Source organism: Aurantimonas endophytica, from assembly GCF_014196845.1.
In the GTDB taxonomy this organism is placed as follows: domain Bacteria; phylum Pseudomonadota; class Alphaproteobacteria; order Rhizobiales; family Rhizobiaceae; genus Aurantimonas; species Aurantimonas endophytica.
Genome location: NZ_JACIEM010000001.1, coordinates 289,601 through 305,325, shown reverse-complemented (window position 1 = coordinate 305,325; position 15,725 = coordinate 289,601). Strand labels below are relative to the sequence as shown.

The 15,725-nt window shown below is 63.7% G+C and carries 17 protein-coding genes; 6 read left to right on the top strand and 11 right to left on the bottom strand.

Annotation, left to right across the window (positions count from 1 at the left end):
* Positions 1-179: 179 nt before the first annotated feature.
* A complete protein-coding gene (locus GGR03_RS01485) occupies positions 180-1,184 on the bottom strand; it encodes an IS110 family RNA-guided transposase (RefSeq protein WP_210292012.1) in 1,005 nt (334 codons plus the stop codon).
* Between the two features lie 102 nt (positions 1,185-1,286).
* The gene (locus GGR03_RS01480) at positions 1,287-1,700 is read right to left on the bottom strand and encodes an ion channel (protein ID WP_183205700.1); all 414 of its coding nucleotides are present in this window, start codon (positions 1,698-1,700) and stop codon (positions 1,287-1,289) included.
* A gap of 248 nt (positions 1,701-1,948) precedes the next feature.
* On the opposite strand from GGR03_RS01480, the gene GGR03_RS01475 reads away from it, so the two are divergent.
* The gene (locus GGR03_RS01475) at positions 1,949-3,256 is read left to right on the top strand and encodes a cation:proton antiporter (RefSeq protein WP_183205698.1); all 1,308 of its coding nucleotides are present in this window, start codon (positions 1,949-1,951) and stop codon (positions 3,254-3,256) included.
* Between the two features lie 55 nt (positions 3,257-3,311).
* On the opposite strand, the gene GGR03_RS01470 is transcribed toward GGR03_RS01475, so the two are convergent.
* The gene (locus GGR03_RS01470; protein ID WP_252920125.1) at positions 3,312-4,112 is read right to left on the bottom strand and encodes a diguanylate cyclase; all 801 of its coding nucleotides are present in this window, start codon (positions 4,110-4,112) and stop codon (positions 3,312-3,314) included.
* A 392-nt stretch (positions 4,113-4,504) separates the two neighbouring features.
* Between GGR03_RS01470 and ligD the strand changes: the two genes are divergently transcribed.
* Positions 4,505-5,641: a non-homologous end-joining DNA ligase gene (gene ligD / locus GGR03_RS01465; RefSeq protein ID WP_183205694.1), complete on the top strand. Its 1,137-nt coding sequence runs from the start codon at positions 4,505-4,507 to the stop codon at positions 5,639-5,641.
* A 200-nt stretch (positions 5,642-5,841) separates the two neighbouring features.
* On the opposite strand, the gene GGR03_RS01460 is transcribed toward ligD, so the two are convergent.
* Positions 5,842-6,234 carry a GFA family protein gene (locus GGR03_RS01460; RefSeq protein ID WP_183205692.1) on the bottom strand — a complete coding sequence of 131 codons (393 nt, stop codon included), beginning with the start codon at positions 6,232-6,234 and terminating at the stop codon, positions 5,842-5,844.
* A 188-nt stretch (positions 6,235-6,422) separates the two neighbouring features.
* Here GGR03_RS01460 and GGR03_RS01455 point away from each other — a divergent pair, with 188 nt between their 5' ends.
* The gene (locus GGR03_RS01455; RefSeq protein WP_183205690.1) at positions 6,423-6,740 is read left to right on the top strand and encodes a hypothetical protein; all 318 of its coding nucleotides are present in this window, start codon (positions 6,423-6,425) and stop codon (positions 6,738-6,740) included.
* Positions 6,741-6,908: 168 nt separating this feature from the next.
* On the opposite strand, the gene GGR03_RS01450 is transcribed toward GGR03_RS01455, so the two are convergent.
* The gene (locus GGR03_RS01450) at positions 6,909-8,018 is read right to left on the bottom strand and encodes an SDR family oxidoreductase (RefSeq protein ID WP_183205688.1); all 1,110 of its coding nucleotides are present in this window, start codon (positions 8,016-8,018) and stop codon (positions 6,909-6,911) included.
* Between the two features lie 404 nt (positions 8,019-8,422).
* On the bottom strand, positions 8,423-8,809 hold the full coding sequence (locus tag GGR03_RS01445) for a helix-turn-helix transcriptional regulator (protein WP_252920150.1): 387 nt from the start codon (positions 8,807-8,809) through the stop codon (positions 8,423-8,425).
* A gap of 174 nt (positions 8,810-8,983) precedes the next feature.
* Between GGR03_RS01445 and GGR03_RS01440 the strand changes: the two genes are divergently transcribed.
* Positions 8,984-9,424 (top strand): MarR family winged helix-turn-helix transcriptional regulator, encoded by a 441-nt coding sequence (locus GGR03_RS01440; RefSeq protein WP_183205687.1) that lies wholly within the window; start codon positions 8,984-8,986, stop codon positions 9,422-9,424.
* Between the two features lie 69 nt (positions 9,425-9,493).
* On the top strand, positions 9,494-11,179 hold the full coding sequence (locus GGR03_RS01435) for an FAD-dependent monooxygenase (protein WP_183205685.1): 1,686 nt from the start codon (positions 9,494-9,496) through the stop codon (positions 11,177-11,179).
* A gap of 48 nt (positions 11,180-11,227) precedes the next feature.
* On the opposite strand, the gene GGR03_RS01430 is transcribed toward GGR03_RS01435, so the two are convergent.
* The 3 genes from GGR03_RS01430 to GGR03_RS01420 form a co-directional block, all read right to left on the bottom strand.
* Complete coding sequence (locus tag GGR03_RS01430; protein WP_183206974.1) at positions 11,228-11,704, bottom strand: response regulator; 477 nt, start codon at positions 11,702-11,704, stop codon at positions 11,228-11,230.
* A gap of 50 nt (positions 11,705-11,754) precedes the next feature.
* The gene (locus GGR03_RS01425) at positions 11,755-12,849 is read right to left on the bottom strand and encodes an HWE histidine kinase domain-containing protein (protein ID WP_252920126.1); all 1,095 of its coding nucleotides are present in this window, start codon (positions 12,847-12,849) and stop codon (positions 11,755-11,757) included.
* A gap of 326 nt (positions 12,850-13,175) precedes the next feature.
* A complete protein-coding gene (locus tag GGR03_RS01420; RefSeq protein ID WP_183205683.1) occupies positions 13,176-13,352 on the bottom strand; it encodes a hypothetical protein in 177 nt (58 codons plus the stop codon).
* 134 nt (positions 13,353-13,486) lie between these two features.
* Here GGR03_RS01420 and GGR03_RS01415 point away from each other — a divergent pair, with 134 nt between their 5' ends.
* Entirely contained in the window at positions 13,487-13,696 is a 210-nt protein-coding gene (locus GGR03_RS01415; protein WP_183205681.1) for a cold-shock protein, read from the top strand.
* A 366-nt stretch (positions 13,697-14,062) separates the two neighbouring features.
* Here GGR03_RS01415 and GGR03_RS01410 read toward each other — a convergent pair whose 3' ends face one another.
* Both GGR03_RS01410 and lov read right to left on the bottom strand, forming a co-directional pair.
* On the bottom strand, positions 14,063-14,404 hold the full coding sequence (locus GGR03_RS01410) for a MarR family winged helix-turn-helix transcriptional regulator (RefSeq protein ID WP_246367649.1): 342 nt from the start codon (positions 14,402-14,404) through the stop codon (positions 14,063-14,065).
* A gap of 254 nt (positions 14,405-14,658) precedes the next feature.
* A complete protein-coding gene (lov, locus tag GGR03_RS01405) occupies positions 14,659-15,687 on the bottom strand; it encodes a blue-light-activated histidine kinase (protein WP_183205679.1) in 1,029 nt (342 codons plus the stop codon).
* Positions 15,688-15,725 lie beyond the last annotated feature (38 nt).

The window sequence follows — 15,725 nt, the reverse complement described above, 5'->3', positions numbered from 1 at the left end:
TGGCCAAGATGGTGTTCGCTACGCACGTTCCAAGCACATGGGCGACATCGGGTGCCAGTGTAACCTTCGGAAGCCCGCGCGTATCGACCGACCGGTCATTCCATCTACTGCGTCCTGCAAGTTCGTAGGGCTCGTAGGGCTACTGCCGAGCAGCCTCGCTCGTCGGCGCCGGTCTCGGATCAGGTAGGCATGGCGGCTTCCGGCCGGTTGTAGACGCCGCCCGAGACCATCAGTCGCCAGGCGATGCGGGCGAACTTGTTGGCCAGCGCTACCGCTACCAGTTTCGGTGGCTTTCGCTCCAGCAGGGCGGCGAGCCATGGCGAAGGCTTATGGCGTCCCTTGCGGATGTGCCTCAGCACGGCCGTCGCACCGACAATCAGCGTCGAGCGGAGCGCTGAATCCCCAGCCTTCGTAATGCCTCCGTGTCGCTGGCGGCCGCCTGTCGAATGATCCTTGGGCGTTAGCCCCAACCAAGCGGCGAAGTCGCGACCGGACCTGAACGTCTCAGCCGGCGGAGCCTTCATGCTCAGCATGCTCGATCCAATGAGCCCGACGCCGGGTATCGTTGCGATCCGCCGGCTGACGTCATCCTCACGGTGCCACTTCATCAGCTTGGCCTCGATCTCCTTGAGGCGCCTCTCGACCGTGGCGTACTCCCGGGCCTGGAAGCGAAAGAGATCCCGCGCCATCTCGGGCAAGGTGTCATCCTCGAGCACGCGCTTGATGAGCGCGTTGACGTTCTGTCTTCCTGCGGGACCGATAATGCCGAACTCTGCCGCATAGCTCCTGAATGCATTCGAGAGCTGCGACTTCACACTGACCAGGCGCTCCCGCACGGTCATAAGCATGCAGGCGGCCTGCCGCTCTTTCGACTTCACGGGCACGAACCGCATGCTTGGCCGAGTCACCGCTTCGCACAGGGCCTCGGCGTCGGCCGCATCGTTCTTGCCACGCTTCACATAGGGCTTCACGTACTGCGGTGGGATCAGCTTCACCTGGTGACCGAAGGATTGCAGCAGCCGCGCCCAGTGATGCGAGCTGCCGCAGGACTCGATGGCAACAAGAACAGGTGGGAGCCGCTCGAAGAAGCGGATCATCTCGGCGCGCCGGAACTGCCGGCGGACAACCACGACCTCGTTCTCGTCAACTCCGTGGAGCTGGAACACCGACTTGGAGGTATCCATGCCAATGCAGACGGGAATGTTCACGGGACTCTCCTCTCATCTGGTTGTGACGCTTGCGACATCATCAAACGCTTGGGGTGAGAGGCCGTCCACACCAGCACATCAGCGGAACGCCCTGCCCCATGCGGAATAGATGAACGTTGCCGACCACGTCAGGATCATGAAGCCGCCGAGCGACTGCATCATGCTGACAAGGCGGATCGGGCCCTGCGCTTCGATCTGCGTGTACCCGAGCGTCGTGAAGTTGATGCCTGAAAAGTAGACGAGCGACTCCCAGTCGGCATCAAAGTCGCCGGCCAGCGCCCCCATTTCCGGCCACGCGAGGAGCACGGCGTAGGCTCCGGCATAAAGCAGAATCTCGCAGGTGTGGATGACGAGTAAGCCCAGAAAGATGGAGATAACCGTCACGTTCGGGCGGACCAAGTCTCGACCTGTCAATCGGTCGAGAACTCGAAGTGCGTTGTGGTGAACTATGCCCAGGAGGCTCACCAGCATCAGCCCGATTAACAATGCCATGACCGCTCCTCGGCGCTTACATATCGAACGATGCGAATAGCCATGCCGGCAGGACTGCGCGGGCGCAACTGCTGTCGTGGCCCCCTGGAAGCGGCGAGCGTCTCCGCAATCCCTTGTGCGTCGGCAGCATACTTTCGGCGGATGTGGCGGATCGGTTTCCGCACCAGAGCGTCTAACCGGAGAACGGGCGCCGTCGCGAGGAGATGTACATGACCCACCCAATTTCAAAGACCGGACGATCTCGCTGAATGCTCGATCTCAACGAGTGGTCGCCCGATCCCTACATCGTGGTGCTGACGGGGATGGGCTTCCTCATTGCGCTGGTCGCCTGGCTGCCGTTGGCGTTAAAGCGCTTGCCGCTGTCGCTGCCCATTGTCTGCATCGCCCTCGGCGCCGCCGTGTTCCTGATCCCGGGGGTCACGGACAAGCCGCTGCCCATGGCCTATCCGCAGATCACCGAACGCTTCACCGAGTTCGTCGTGATCATCGCTCTCATGGGCGCGGGGCTGAAGCTCGACCGGGTGTTCAGTTGGCGGCGTTGGTCGGTGACGTGGCGGCTGCTCGCCGTCACCATGCCCCTCAGCATCGCGGCCATCACCTTGATCGGCGGGTGGTGGCTGGGTCTGCCGTGGGTCATCGCGCTGCTGCTGGGAGCGGCGCTGGCGCCGACCGACCCTGTCCTTGCCGCCGACGTGCAGGTCGGACCGCCGAGGTCCGGCGAGGAGGACGAGGTGAGGTTCGGGCTCACGTCCGAGGCCGGGTTCAACGATGGTTTTGCCTTTCCGTTCGTGAACCTCGCCATCGCGCTCGGCCTTGCCGCCTCGACTGGCGAGCCATGGGCTGTGGAATGGCTGACACACAGCGTCCTTTGGGAAATCGGTGCCGGCGTCGTGGGCGGGTGGCTGATCGGGCGCGCCTTCGGATGGCTGACGTTCCATATCCCGGCTGACACCAAGCTCGCCCAGACCGGTGACGGCCTGATCGCGATCGCGGCAACCTTCGTCTCCTACGGCCTCACCGAGATGATCCAGTGCTACGGGTTCCTCGCCGTGTTCGTCACGGCCCTGACGCTCCGCCATGCCCAGCGGGACCACGACTTTCATCGCGAGATGCACGACGTCACCGAGCAGATCGAACGGCTGGCGATGATGATGCTGCTCGTCCTGTTCGGCGGAGCGCTGGTCACCGGCCTCCTCGCCCCGCTCACCTGGGGCGACGCCCTCGCCGCCGTGGTGATCTTGCTCGTCGTCCGTCCGGTGACCGGCCTAGTCGGACTTGTCGGACTGAATCCCTCGTGGAGCGAAAAGCTCACCCTCGCCTTCTTTGGCATCCGCGGGGTCGGCTCCTTCTACTATCTAGCCTACGGGCTGAACCACATGGAGGTCGCGGGAGTTGAGCGCCTATGGGCGATCGTCGGCCTCGTCGTCCTGATGTCGGTCCTACTGCACGGGCTGACGGTCACTCCGATCATGCGGATGCTCGATCGGTTGAGGGGGCGAGATCCGGATGCCGAGGACGCCATTCCTCCGCCCGGCTTTCAGGGCCCCGCCGCCTGAACGACAGGGTGAACCCGGACTGGAGAACCAATCCCCGTCGGCGCCGTGATCTCAGTTACGATGGCGTCTCACTGGTCACGTGGAAGTCGTCGTCCCGCTGGCGGCGTCTTCTCGGAAACGGCGTCGGGGAAAGATCCCCGGACGATCGCGCTTTGAAGGCTCCCATACGGACCTGGTCGCGCCCGCCGGCCTTGGCCAGGTAGAGATTGGCGTCAGCGGCGGCAAACAGCTTATCGTATGACGCCCACTCCTCGAACGTCACGCCGCCGATGCTCGCCGCGAGCGGCCATGCATCCCCCATCGTCGTGAACTCGATAGTCCCGATGGCCGCTCGGATTCGCTCCGCGGCGCTGTTCGCTTCCGCGATGTCTGCCCCGGGCAGCAGGATGCCGAACTCCTCGCCGCCGATGCGGCCGACGATGTCCCCACTGCGCAACTCCCCCATCATGACGTCGGCCATCATGCGAAGCGCCAGATCCCCTCGCTGATGGCCGAGTTCGTCGTTGATGCTCTTGAAGTCGTCGGCGTCGACGATGAGGAGTGCGCCGGCGCACGGGCGTTCGCTCTTTCGGTTCAGGAATGCCTCAGCCCGCGTGGTGAAGGCGACCCGGTTCGGGATCTGTGTCAGGCCGTCGGTCGTTGCGACGACAAGCAGCTCTGCATAGGCAATCGCAAGTTCCCGCATCTTGTAGGTCAGGAGAAACAGGAGAGGTGCCGCGAGTCCCATGGGCAGTGCGATGTCCACCAGAACCGCTCTCCGGATCGCCGCCTCGCTCAAATTGTGAAAGTTGAACGAGTCCACGAACAAAGCGGCGGCGACGCAGAACACCGTTCCTGCGATCGTCGTCAGGATCACCCTCGCCCAGCCAGTGGGAGATAGCCTCAATCGTCTCCGGGGCGTGAAGCCGCGCTCGCTCAAGACTGCGCCAGTCGGCCGCTCATCAACGACGCGTTTCTGTCGCGGCCGAGAGGCGCAACGGCGATCAGCCTCGACGCTTCCAGACGGAAGTCATCCTCGCAGGGAAACATGGGAGCCTTGGAGCACGCGCAAGGGCCATGAACAGGGCGGCGTGCATCCTCTCTAGGCACCACCATAGTGCCTCGTCCTGAAGTTGGCGAGGAAGCATTTCATGCTCCGGCACTGCTTTGGTAGGTCCGGTATCACGAAGGCCGACGTTCGATCGTTCGCTACTGAGCGCCCATCCGCCCCCTCACCGTCCCTTAAGCACTTTCTGGCGCAATGACCGGATGGCAAACCGCTCCCAGACCCCAAAATCTGTCGGCCTCCAGCAGGAGTCGGACATCATTGCCCGCGGCCGGGCGCCGACATCGCGCGATCCGCGTCAGCCACAGCTCCCCTTCGATCCCATGCCGGATCGGATCGAGCCCTGCCTTGCGCTCCTCGCGGCAAAGCCGCCCGCGGGGCCGGAGTGGGCCTACGAGATCAAATGGGACGGCTACCGGTTGGCGGTCCATGTCGACGACGGGCATGCCCGCATTCTCACCCGCGGCGGCCATGACTGGTCTCACCGCTTTCCCGCCATCGCCAGAGCAGCCGTCGCACTCGACGCCCCTGCCCTCATCCTCGACGGTGAGGCGGTGGTCCTCGACGACCAAGGGCGCTCGGACTTCGCCGCACTTCAGCAGGCTCTCGGCGGACGCGGCGGCAAACGGGTCGCCGGCGATGAGGTCATCTTCTACGCCTTCGACATGCTCTATTTCGACGGGCACGACATTACGAGGATGGCGCTCGTCGAACGGCGTCACCTGCTCGAGGATCTGCTCCGGGACGAGACGGGTACCATCCGGCTGTCGGAGGAGGTTCAGGCTGAGGGTGCGGATCTATTGCGGATCGCCTGTCAGCACGGGCTGGAAGGGATCATCGCGAAGAACCGCGAGGCGCCCTATCGGAGCGGTCGCCGCGGCGACTGGCTGAAGATCAAATGCATCCAGAGCGACAGCTTTGTCGTCTTCGGCTACGAGCCCTCAAGTAAGGTCCGCGGCGCGATCGCCAGCCTGCTCCTGGCAGCGCAGAGCGAGAAAGGCCTCGTCTATGTCGGCTCGGTCGGCACCGGGTTCAAAGGTGACCAGGTGCGCGAGCTGAGGCAACAGCTAGATGCGATGAAAACCGAACGCCCGCCCTACGCGCCGAGGGAACGCAAGCTCGTCATCGCGCGCCCCGAGCTGGTCGCCGAGATCGAATATCGCGGCTGGACCGGCGACCGAAAACTCCGACACGCCTCGTTCAAGAGGTTGCGGGAGACGGCGGATAGCGCCGACGTCTTTCGCCTGTCGTCGCCCCCAGGTAACTCGGCCGAGCAATGTTCCGAGGGCGGCGACATTTCGGTTCGTCGCGCAATACCCGCCGTCCAGTCAAAGAATTGATCTGACCCGCTTCGACAGGTGAGAGCGGAGGGTTTCGATTTGGCTACATAGAAATGGCCTAGACTGCGGGCTGCCAGTTCGGCTCTTCCACGTACGGCATCGGGGGGACGGAATTCCGGCTCTCGGGAGCAATTTGTTCGCCGACCCCGGCGAAGACAGGGCAACATCGCGCGCGCTCGGGATTGAGTGCGAGATCTCCATCAGGCGTTTCGATCCCGCTCGTTTTGTCCGGCTCCCGGCAGCTCCGGAAGCCAACTCTCCCGATGGACGACCCAGTTCTCGTAGGTCGGCGCCAGATCCGTCGGCGCGGCATCAAGGCACCCGAGGCGCACCTCGACCTCGCCGTTGCCCTCGACGCTGAAGAGCCTCGAGCCGCAGGTCGGGCAAAAGTGGCGTCGTACGAAGTCGTCGGCCCAGCTCCGGGTCTCGCCATGGGCAGTGACAGCCGCCTCCGGGAAGACGACGAAGGCGAGATAGGGACCTCCTGTCTCCTTGCGACAGACCGTGCAATGGCAAAGGCCGACGCGGATCGGCTCGCCGCGTATCTCGAGGCGGACCGCGCCGCAGTTGCAACCACCTGTCCTGACCGTCATGCCACCTCTCCTTGCCCCAAGGAGGTAGCAACGGGAACGAGGATTGGAAGCGCCGAAAGTCCGCCAGTCGCGAGGGCTTCTATCGCCTCAGCTCCGCCATACGACTGACAAGCTGTTTGCCCAGACGACGCCTGTACAATTCGCGGCCGACGCTAGGGCTGCGCCGACCGCCGCCAGGGAACTCATTGATGCGCCTACTCCTAATCGCCCTTCCACTCCTGCTGGCGGCAACTGCCGCGCACGCGTCGTCCGACGATGCCTGGGCAAGTCTCAACTTGGCGGTCGCCGAGAAATGCGCTACGGCCAGCGGCCTGAAGCACGTGCACGTGTCCGAGCTGGTGCTCTTCGACGACACGTTGAACAAGGTGGCAACGCTGGTCACCGGCGTTTTTCCTCAGAAGGCTCTCAACGGGGCCAAAGGCAATATGCTCTGTATCTACGACAAGCGGAGCACGAAGGTTTGGGTCGACGAGGCTACTGGCTGGAGCGCGCCGGACCTCCGCTGATAAGACTCCGGCCGCTCTCAGGCAGCCTTGTCGGGGATCAATCCGCTCGCCAGAACCGTACCGACGAGGCCGACAGCGAACAATCAATCGAGGACGGGCGCAGCAGCCGTGAATGGCCGTCTCCGGCACGACATGCTTCGCCGGCTGCGCCCTCCGGACGCCCGAGCATTAGCGCCGACTGCGAGCCGCAGCGATCCCCCACGCCGCCGCTCCGACCGCCAGCGCAATGGTGGCAGCCATCACGGGACGCTTCTGGGCGGCCGTGTAAGGGCTTACGGGCAAGCCCGGAAAATACCGATAGTGGGTTTCCGCACCGCCTGACGGCGACTCCAGGTTATCGGTGAGCGTGCGCGGATGGCTGGACTTCGAGAGCTGCGGCACCGTGATCGCCAGCACCCGATCAACCAGCCTCGGGAACAACGCCTGCGGTATCGAAAGCGCCGGTCCGACGGCGCCGACGACGATCTCGCGGGAGCCGTGCGCGGCAGCGTGGACGATGGCGTCCGCGACGATCTCCGGCGCATAGAGCGGCGGCGCGACCCGCGGCTCGGCGTCGAGGAAATTCCTCGCGTGCTTGGGAAAGGACGTCGCGATGCCCGAAGGCTTGATCAGCGTCACCGACACGTCCCGGTCGGAGGTGAGCAGCTCGCGCCGGAGCGCGTCGTTGAAACCCTTTACCGCGTGCTTCGTCGCGGAGTAGGCGCTCAGGAAGGGGATCGCAACATCAGAGTTCACGGATCCGATATTGATGAGCCGGCCGCCCCCGGGGCGGCTCCGGAAGTGCCGGACGGCCGCGAGCGAGCCATACACGACGCCCCAGTAGTTGGTCTCGAACAGGCGGCGGTGAACCTCGATCGGCAGGTCGACGAGCGTGCTATAGGCGGCGATCCCGGCATTATTCACCCACGTGTCGATCCGACCAAAGCGCGCGACCGAGGCCGTCACCACGGCCTCGACGTCGCTCTCCACGGAAACGTCAGCCGTGACCGCCAGTGCCCGTCCGCCGTCGCTCTCGATCTCGGCAGCAATCCGAGCGAGCACAGCAGCGTCCCTGGACACGAGGACGACCGACGCTCCCTCCGCCGCCGCCTGCCTGGCCGCCAGCAACCCGATACCCGAGCTCGCGCCCGTTATGACGACGACCTGTCCGGCAAGTCGACGTCCGGCGGCCGATACCGATCGCGTCCTCCGCGGACGAGCCTCTCTGGGCAATGGACCTGTAGGGTCCCTCCACTCACCGGGCTCCGTCCCGATTGCGGCTGGGATGGCGTTCTCCATTCACTGGCTCCCGTCTCACCCGCGGATCGAGTGCTCGGGTCGTCGAACGGGGTGTGGCGGGTGCCGTTCCGGCGCAGCCCTGCGACCAATGAGCGCCTCCGGCACCGGTTGGCGTTGAGGAGAACACTGTGAACTAACGCGTCCCTTCAGATTGTGTGGTGTGGGCAGCCCAATCGATACCAAGGTGGGTTCCGGTCAGAACTGCCGTCTGCGGACGGACGGCTGACTACCCTTCTACGCGTAGAACCACTTCCTAGCGCCTCAAGGGCGGACATAGTTCGCGGGCCTAGCCTATCTTGAACCCGCCTTGGCGTGCGAACTGTATCGGTGGGACACTCACAAAGCGGGTGAACGCGACGCTGAAGGTGCTTGCGGATCCGTAGCCCACTGTCTCGGCGTTCGCCTTAACACCTTCCCCGCGCTCGCATTTTTCGCGCGAGAGCCATGCTCCAGGACAGCAGGTATTCCAGCGGCGCGACGCCGACCTCCCTGCGAAACCTGTTGAAGAACACCGATCGCGACATCGACGCCTCATTGGCCAATCGCTCCACCGTCCAGCCATGGCGTGGGTCGCCGCGGATGCAGCGCATGGCGCTCCCTAGCCGGGCATCAGCCAGCCCGCGGAGAAGTCTCGGCGGGGCGGCGTTGTCCGCCGCCGCGCGCAGCGCCTCTATGAGCAGCACATCAAGCAGGCGCCCGAGAACCATCTCCCAGGCGGCTCTCTCGTCCTGCGCCTCGTTCCTCACGAGCTGTACCAGCGTAGCAATCCTCTTGAGTCCGCGGACGTGGATGAACTCCGGAAGGAGTGAGAGGAGCAGCCGGCATCCGGCGAGCCGAAGGCAAGGCAGTCGACCAGCATGCGCACGTTCGCCGGCCCCGCAGGATCGCCGTCTCGTCGACGAAGCGGAACCAACAGTCCATCAGTTAATTAGACAGTCTCTTGTCAAAGTGACGATAGGCTGTCGATGCTCGCGGACGATAACACCACTCTGGTTCGACAACTCGCCATCGCTGTCTTTGAAGCGAACGGTCGTCTTGTCGAGACGGGCAATGCGCTCGTCCGCCCCATCGGCCTTAGCACGGCTTGGTGGCAGGTCCTGGCTGCGCTCGGTTATGCACCAATGCCCCTGCCTGTCGCCCATATCGCCCGCAATATGGGCCTGTCCCGTCAGGCCGTGCAGCGTGTCGTCGATCTCCTGGCAAAGCAGGGGCTCGTCCGTCTCGAACCTAATCCTCACCACCAGCGTGCCAAGCTCGTCGTTCTGACAGAGTCGGGCCGAGAGGCGCTGGCGGCCGCGGAGCAAGCCGTTGCGCCACTCGACCGTGACCTTCTCGCCAAGATCGGCGCCGAGCGTCTGTCTGTGGCCATCGCGGTCCTGCGCGAGATGAACGACGCGCTCCCGTAGACCCAATCTCCCCGCAGCATTCTCCCCGTCGAACTCACAGCCGCGACGACCGTGGCCAAAGGATCCGTCATGCCCGCTTCCCAGCCCAGCAACTTCGACACAGACGTCATCATTATGGGTGGCGGCCCGATCGGCCTCACCGCAGCCTGCGCGCTCGCCCACCACGGCGTCGACTTCCGGATCTTCGAGAGCCGGACCGAGCCGAAGCCGTATTCCCGCGCCAACAACTTATGGGCCCGCCCGCAAGAGCTGCTCGCCAGCATCGGCATCCGCGATGCCATCGCGGAGAAGGCCTACGCGATCACGAAGGTGAACACCTTCCTGAACGGGCGGCCGGTCGACCCGATTGCCATCGCAGAAGTCGCGAGCCCCTTTGGACCCGTCCTCTACAGCGGTCAAGACGTGATCGAGACGACGTTGGGCGAGCAGATAGAGGCCAACGGCGGTCGGCTGGAGCGCGGGCGCAAGGTCGTCAGCTTTCAACAGGACGACGAAGGCGTGAGCGTGGATGTCGTGTCCGTCGACGGGGACGGGAATGCCTCCGGCGACCCCGAGCCCCTGCGATGCCGCTACCTCGTTGGGGCAGACGGCGGCGCAGGGTTCGTGCGGCGTGAGCTCGGCCTCGACTTCGAACCGGAGAAACTACCGAACTGCATGAACCGCCAGCTCGACGCCAAGCTGTCATGGCGGCGCTCGACCGACCACGACCACCTCTGGTTCTTCTACTATCCGCGTGGCTTCTGCGGCGTCCTGCCCGTCTGGGGCGGCTACCACCGTTTGTTCTTCCTCGCCGACGACACCGGCATTCCGGACCGCGACCCGACGCTGGAGGAGATGCAGGCGATCGCCCGCGAGGTGACCGAGGACGAGACCCTGACGCTCACCGATCCGATCTGGCTGACGCATAGCCGCTTCCAGCACGGTGTCTCGCCGCACTACCGAAAGGATCGTGTTTTCCTGGTCGGGGACGCCGGACACATGACCCTGCCGGCGGGCGGACAGGGCATGAACGCGGGGCTGCACGATGCGGTCGGTCTCGCCTGGCGGCTTGCCACAGTCCTTCAGGGCCGGGCCGAGCCCGTGCTCCTCGATTCCTACGACACAGAGCGCGGCGGCGAGCACCAGCGCCTCGACAAGCAGCAGGTGCAGGGGTTCCAGAACAGCGTCTACCGCGGCCGACTCAAGGACGCGGCGGTGACTATCGCCGCGGCCGTCAGACCCGACATCGGCTCCCTCCTTCAGGGTACGGATGATCTCCAGCAGCTCACTGTCGCCTACCCCACGAGCCCGCTGAACAAGGACGGTTTCGGCACGCTGCAAAGGCTCTTGCACCGCGACGCTCTCAAGCCCGGCGACCGCGCGCCCGACGCCCCGGTGATCGCGGCCGACGGCACTTCGACGACGCTCTTCCAGCACATCTACAATCCGGACGGCCGGACCTTCGGCTGGGCGCTCCTGGCCTTCGACGGGCGCCAGCGCGATGCGCTCGCCGATCTCCGGCAGGCTGTCGATGAGGTCCGGGGATGGGATCTGGTGCGCCCGAGGCTGGTCCTTGGTGCGGCAGTCGCCGAAGCGGCGGCTCCGCTCGCCCTCTCAGACCTCGATGGGGAGGCCCATGCCGCTTACGGAATCGGGTCGTCGCCCGCTCTGGTCCTCATCCGTCCCGATGGGCACATTGCGTTCCGGGGTCTGGCTGATCAGCTCGAAGCGCTCGGCGCTTATTGCCAGAAGGTCTTCGGGCCGGCCGCCGGCTAAAGGAGAGGCAGGCGACAAGCGGACTGCGTCTCTATTGTTTCCCTCGCACTAACCAGAGGGGGGCGTCGTTCGCTTCGAGGCCGACGTCGGCTTTTCATCCCGCAGCTCCGGATGCGAAGGCGGGGCCGCGATGCCGCAGGTCAAGACATCGGCTGGGATATCGCGGAGGGCGGCGATCATACCTTTGGGCGGATACGGCTTGGGGAAGAAGATGCCGTCAGCGGGCAGTTCCCCCTGCGCCGGACGGACATGGCCCGACGTCACGATGATCGCCACGGAAGGCCAGTGGTGACGGACGGCGTGGGCGAGCTCCAGTCCGTCCATGGCGCCCGGCATGTCCACGTCGGTGAAGAGGACGCGGATATCGGGCTGGCGCTCCAGTATCCGGATGGCCGCGTCGGCGTTCGCGGCACCGAATGCAATGAAGCCCGCGTCCTCGATCAGGTCCATCGCATCCATGAGAAGGAGAGGCTCGTCATCCACGACAAGGACGGCGAACAGCGGTGGTTCAGAGGATTGGGCCATGAGCACCTAAGTCGCCTGGGAGCGAAGGGTTCACGGGCAACGGAGTTTTTTCACTCGCCGCCCTTCAGCTTCCCGTGCATGACGTAGCGGACCCCGTCCGAATGGTACTCGAGGGACGCCGTCCCACCGAAGTAGGCTGGCACCACTCGCTGGGTCAATCGGGACCCGAACCCCTGCTGCACGGGCGCGACCACGGCCGGTCCGCCACTTTCGGTCCACACAAAACGAAAATCGTCTTCGGACGTCCATTCGATGTCGACATGCCCGCCTTCGTTAGAGAGGGCACCGTATTTGGCGGCGTTCGTCGCCAGCTCATGGATCGCCAGCGCGAGACCCATCGCCTGCTGGGCTGTCAAATGCACCGAGGGGCCGTCGATCGTGAAGCGGCCTCCCCTGTCGCGGTGAGGGGCGATCGCCGCGGCGACAATCGCCAAGATATCGGCCGTTTCCCAGTTGGTATCGGTCAGCATGTCCTGGGCACGGCCAAGGGCTTGGATGCGTTCGGTCGCACGATGCGCCGCGTCGTCGAGGGACGAAGCATTCCGCAGGCTTTGGGTGACGACAGCCTGTACCATGGCCAGCGTGTTTTTCATGCGGTGCGTGAGCTCGCGTTGGAGAACACGCTGCGTGCGCTGCCAGGTCCGCTGTTCCTCCAGAATGCGCTGCATGGTCGAGAGCTTGAGGGCAGAGTCGATGTGGCTCGCGATGAGCTCCGCAAAAAGCTTGAACGTTCCGATGATCTCGGGCGTCTTCAGGCGCCGCGGCTGGGGGTCGATCGCGCAGAGCGTGCCGAAGAACGATCCGTCGGGCAGGATGAGGGGGAAAGAGATGTAGCTCTGGAAGCCGTACTTCGCGGGTGTCGGATGCAGACAGTAGGTCTCGTCCTCGGCAACGTGCTCTATGACGACCGCCTCGGGCCTCTGGCGGATCTCATGACAAATCGTCGTGTCGACCTCGAGCTCATCCCTTGGTTTGAGGCCGAAGCCGATCTCATCCCGGGTCGAACAGGCAATCCAACGCTCCGACGTCACCCTGGCGACGACGCCGAAGCCCATGCCGGTGAGTTGGCACATCGTGTCGAGTATCGACGGAACGGCTGGGATGCTCTGAATCAGATCGATGTCCGACTGGAAATCGTGGCTCACACTCACTGCCTGCAAAAGCCTCTACTTAACGTGATGCGGGTTAGCACGTTACCATGCCGAAGCGCGACCACGCGCCTTCTTGTCTCGAACACCCAGTCGCGTCCGTCTTCCTGCCATTGATCAACATCCAGTCTCTTTCAAAGTGGACAGACCTCATGTTGCCGTCCCCGGGGAACCCGTCATACCTCCCCGGGAACTGCATCTTGCAGTCGTGATGGGCTCAGCGGCTCCGGAGGCCAGTCGATACGCGGATCGACCCTTTGGGTCTTCAGAAGGCGGAAGTCCCTCCTGATCATCAGACGATGGTGCTCGCCAACAGAGCGATTTCAGGAACTCTCCTCCTCACCCGGAACGTCCGTATCCTCTCGCAGCGCATCGCGGACCCAGAGCTTATTGACGAGCACGAACACGACCACCGTCATGGGCGTTGCGAACAGCACGCCGAGCTGTCCAAACTGAACGCCGAAGGCCACGATGGCGAAGATCGTCAGTGCCGGCGGCAAGTCGACGGTCTTTTGCTGTACGAGCGACCTGCTTCAGGTTTTAGACTGCCAATCATTGCCAGTTTGCCATTAAGCCGCGGGCGGCCCATGGTCGCCTTGGCAATTTCGCCCATGGTCTCTTCAAGACAGGTTCTATGGCAACTGGTACCGTAAAATTCTTCAATGCCGACAAGGGCTTCGGCTTCATCACACCCGATGATGGTGGGAAGGACGTGTTCGTACATGTCTCCGCTGTGGAGCGATCGGGCATGTCCACCCTAAGCGAGAACCAGAAGGTATCGTTCGACACCGAGCCCGACACCCGGGGCAAGGGCGACAAGGCTGTCAATTTGCAAGCTATCTGAGCGCGCTCGGCAAACGTAGTGAGTGAACCCCTGTCGCGGTCGGGGTTTTCGATGAGAGTTTTATGGATCCCGCTGAATCCTCCAACACGGATATCCTCAAGTAGCCGCAATCAGGTCAGACTGCGACTAACGGACCTCTGACGGATAGGCAAATTGAAGGTGTCGTCATGAAGATTGTGGTCGGAACGATCGTAGCTCTCCGTCGATCGATATTCGACCACCGCTTGGGTGTTGGCCGCTCGCCCGATGGCAGCCCGCGACGCGGAAATCAAGACGGCCGCGCCCACGACGGCTTCTACAGTGCCGGGTTCGCGAATAGAGCAGCGACGACGATGGACCCGGGGGTCTCGCGGGAGAGGCTAGTACTCAACGCAAGCGCCTGAGTTTGGCGCTGAGGACACGCTGTAGTTCCTGAAGGCTGTGTGTCACTACGCTTCGGTCCGGAACATCCTGAAGCTCGTTCTCCACTTCCTGCCATACCTCCCGGAGCCGGCCCTGCATATCCACCCCGGAGGATGTCAGTCGAACGACGGTACGGCGAGCGTCGCGTGGATCTTCGGCCCGCTCAACAAGTCCCGCAGTCACGAGACGGTCGAGCATCTTCGAAACTGTCGAAGGGCGCACAGCCAAAGTGTCAGCCAAGCGGGAGCCGGATACCGTCCCCTCTGGGACCAGAGCCAGGAGCAGTTCGTCTTGCCCTGCATGCATGCCCAGATCAGCCAGCCTAAGGCCCATCATTGCGCGAATGGATTTGGCGATCGAGAGCAGCTTAGGAACAAGGGCCGCCTCAGCAGCGTCCATACCGTTGGTCGCCACTGCCTCGGTTGGCATCTTTGAGTTAACCATGAAAAGCGATTGAATCCTGAAACACCGAACGTCTCCCAAAACCGAAACATGCCGGCGCCGTCGGTCCCGGTGATCCCAGTTCACGAGAAGAGTGAGCTTTACTCCCGCTGTCCAGTCTATTCGGCGGTTTCCAGCGGTACTTCCAACTCCACGCAAACACCGCTACTCGGCCAGGACCACTTCACGGCTCCGCCAAGTTGGCGCGTCACGACACCCTCGAGCATCCGAATACCGACGCCAGCCTGAGTCGGTTCAGCGACATCATGCGCTCCTGTCTCGCGCCATCTAATGAGGAGGGACTGCGACTGGAGCACCCATTCGACTCCCACGGTTCCGCTTGGGTCCCGAAGAGATCCGTGACGTCTCGCGTTCGTCATGAGCTCGTGGAGAACCAGCGCTATTGGCTGGACCAGCGGCGTGGGAAGTTGAATGGGCGTCCCGTTCGCGCCGACGCATTCCCTGATTTCCTCCGGCGTCTCCGCCGCCAGCAGACAGGCAAGATCAACCCCGGACCATCCCGCTTCGCCGAGAAGCCGATGCGCACGAGCAAGCGTCTCCACCCTTTCCCGGATCGCTGTCGCATAGCCAGTGGCGGTATCGGCCTTGCTGAGGTTTACGAAGCTTTGCACGAGAGCGAGCGCATTCATCGCCCGGTGGTCCACCTCCCTTAGCAGGAGCCGCTCCGTCGCCTCCATCTGCTCTGCCCGTCTGCGGGCAGTGACGTCTTTTTGAGATGCGAAGTAGTAGATCACCTCTCCCATCTCATCGATGACAGGGCTGATGGCTAGCTGGTTCCAGAAGGCGCTGCCGTCCTTTCGGTAGTTGAGGAGCTCCACCTCGAGATCTTCAGTTCCCGCCCGCAAACCCTGGCGTATGGCTTCGACATCCGAGGGATCGGTGTCCGGTCCTTGAAGAAACCGGCAGTTCCGCCCGATCACCTCTTCAGCCGAGTACCCCGTCAAGGCAAGGAACGCTCGGTTGGCCAGCACGATCGGGCAGTCCGGCTGCCTCGCATCGCTGACCACCATCGGCATGCGGGTGCGCTCGACGGCAACCAGGGCCAACTCCCTGCGATCCGGAAGCACGACCGCTTGCGATGCCGCAGGTGCATCTCCCTTGAATGCTGCTCCGACCACCGCGTCCATCTGCATCTCCCGAGTTCGACGGGGTAACGCTCGCTGAC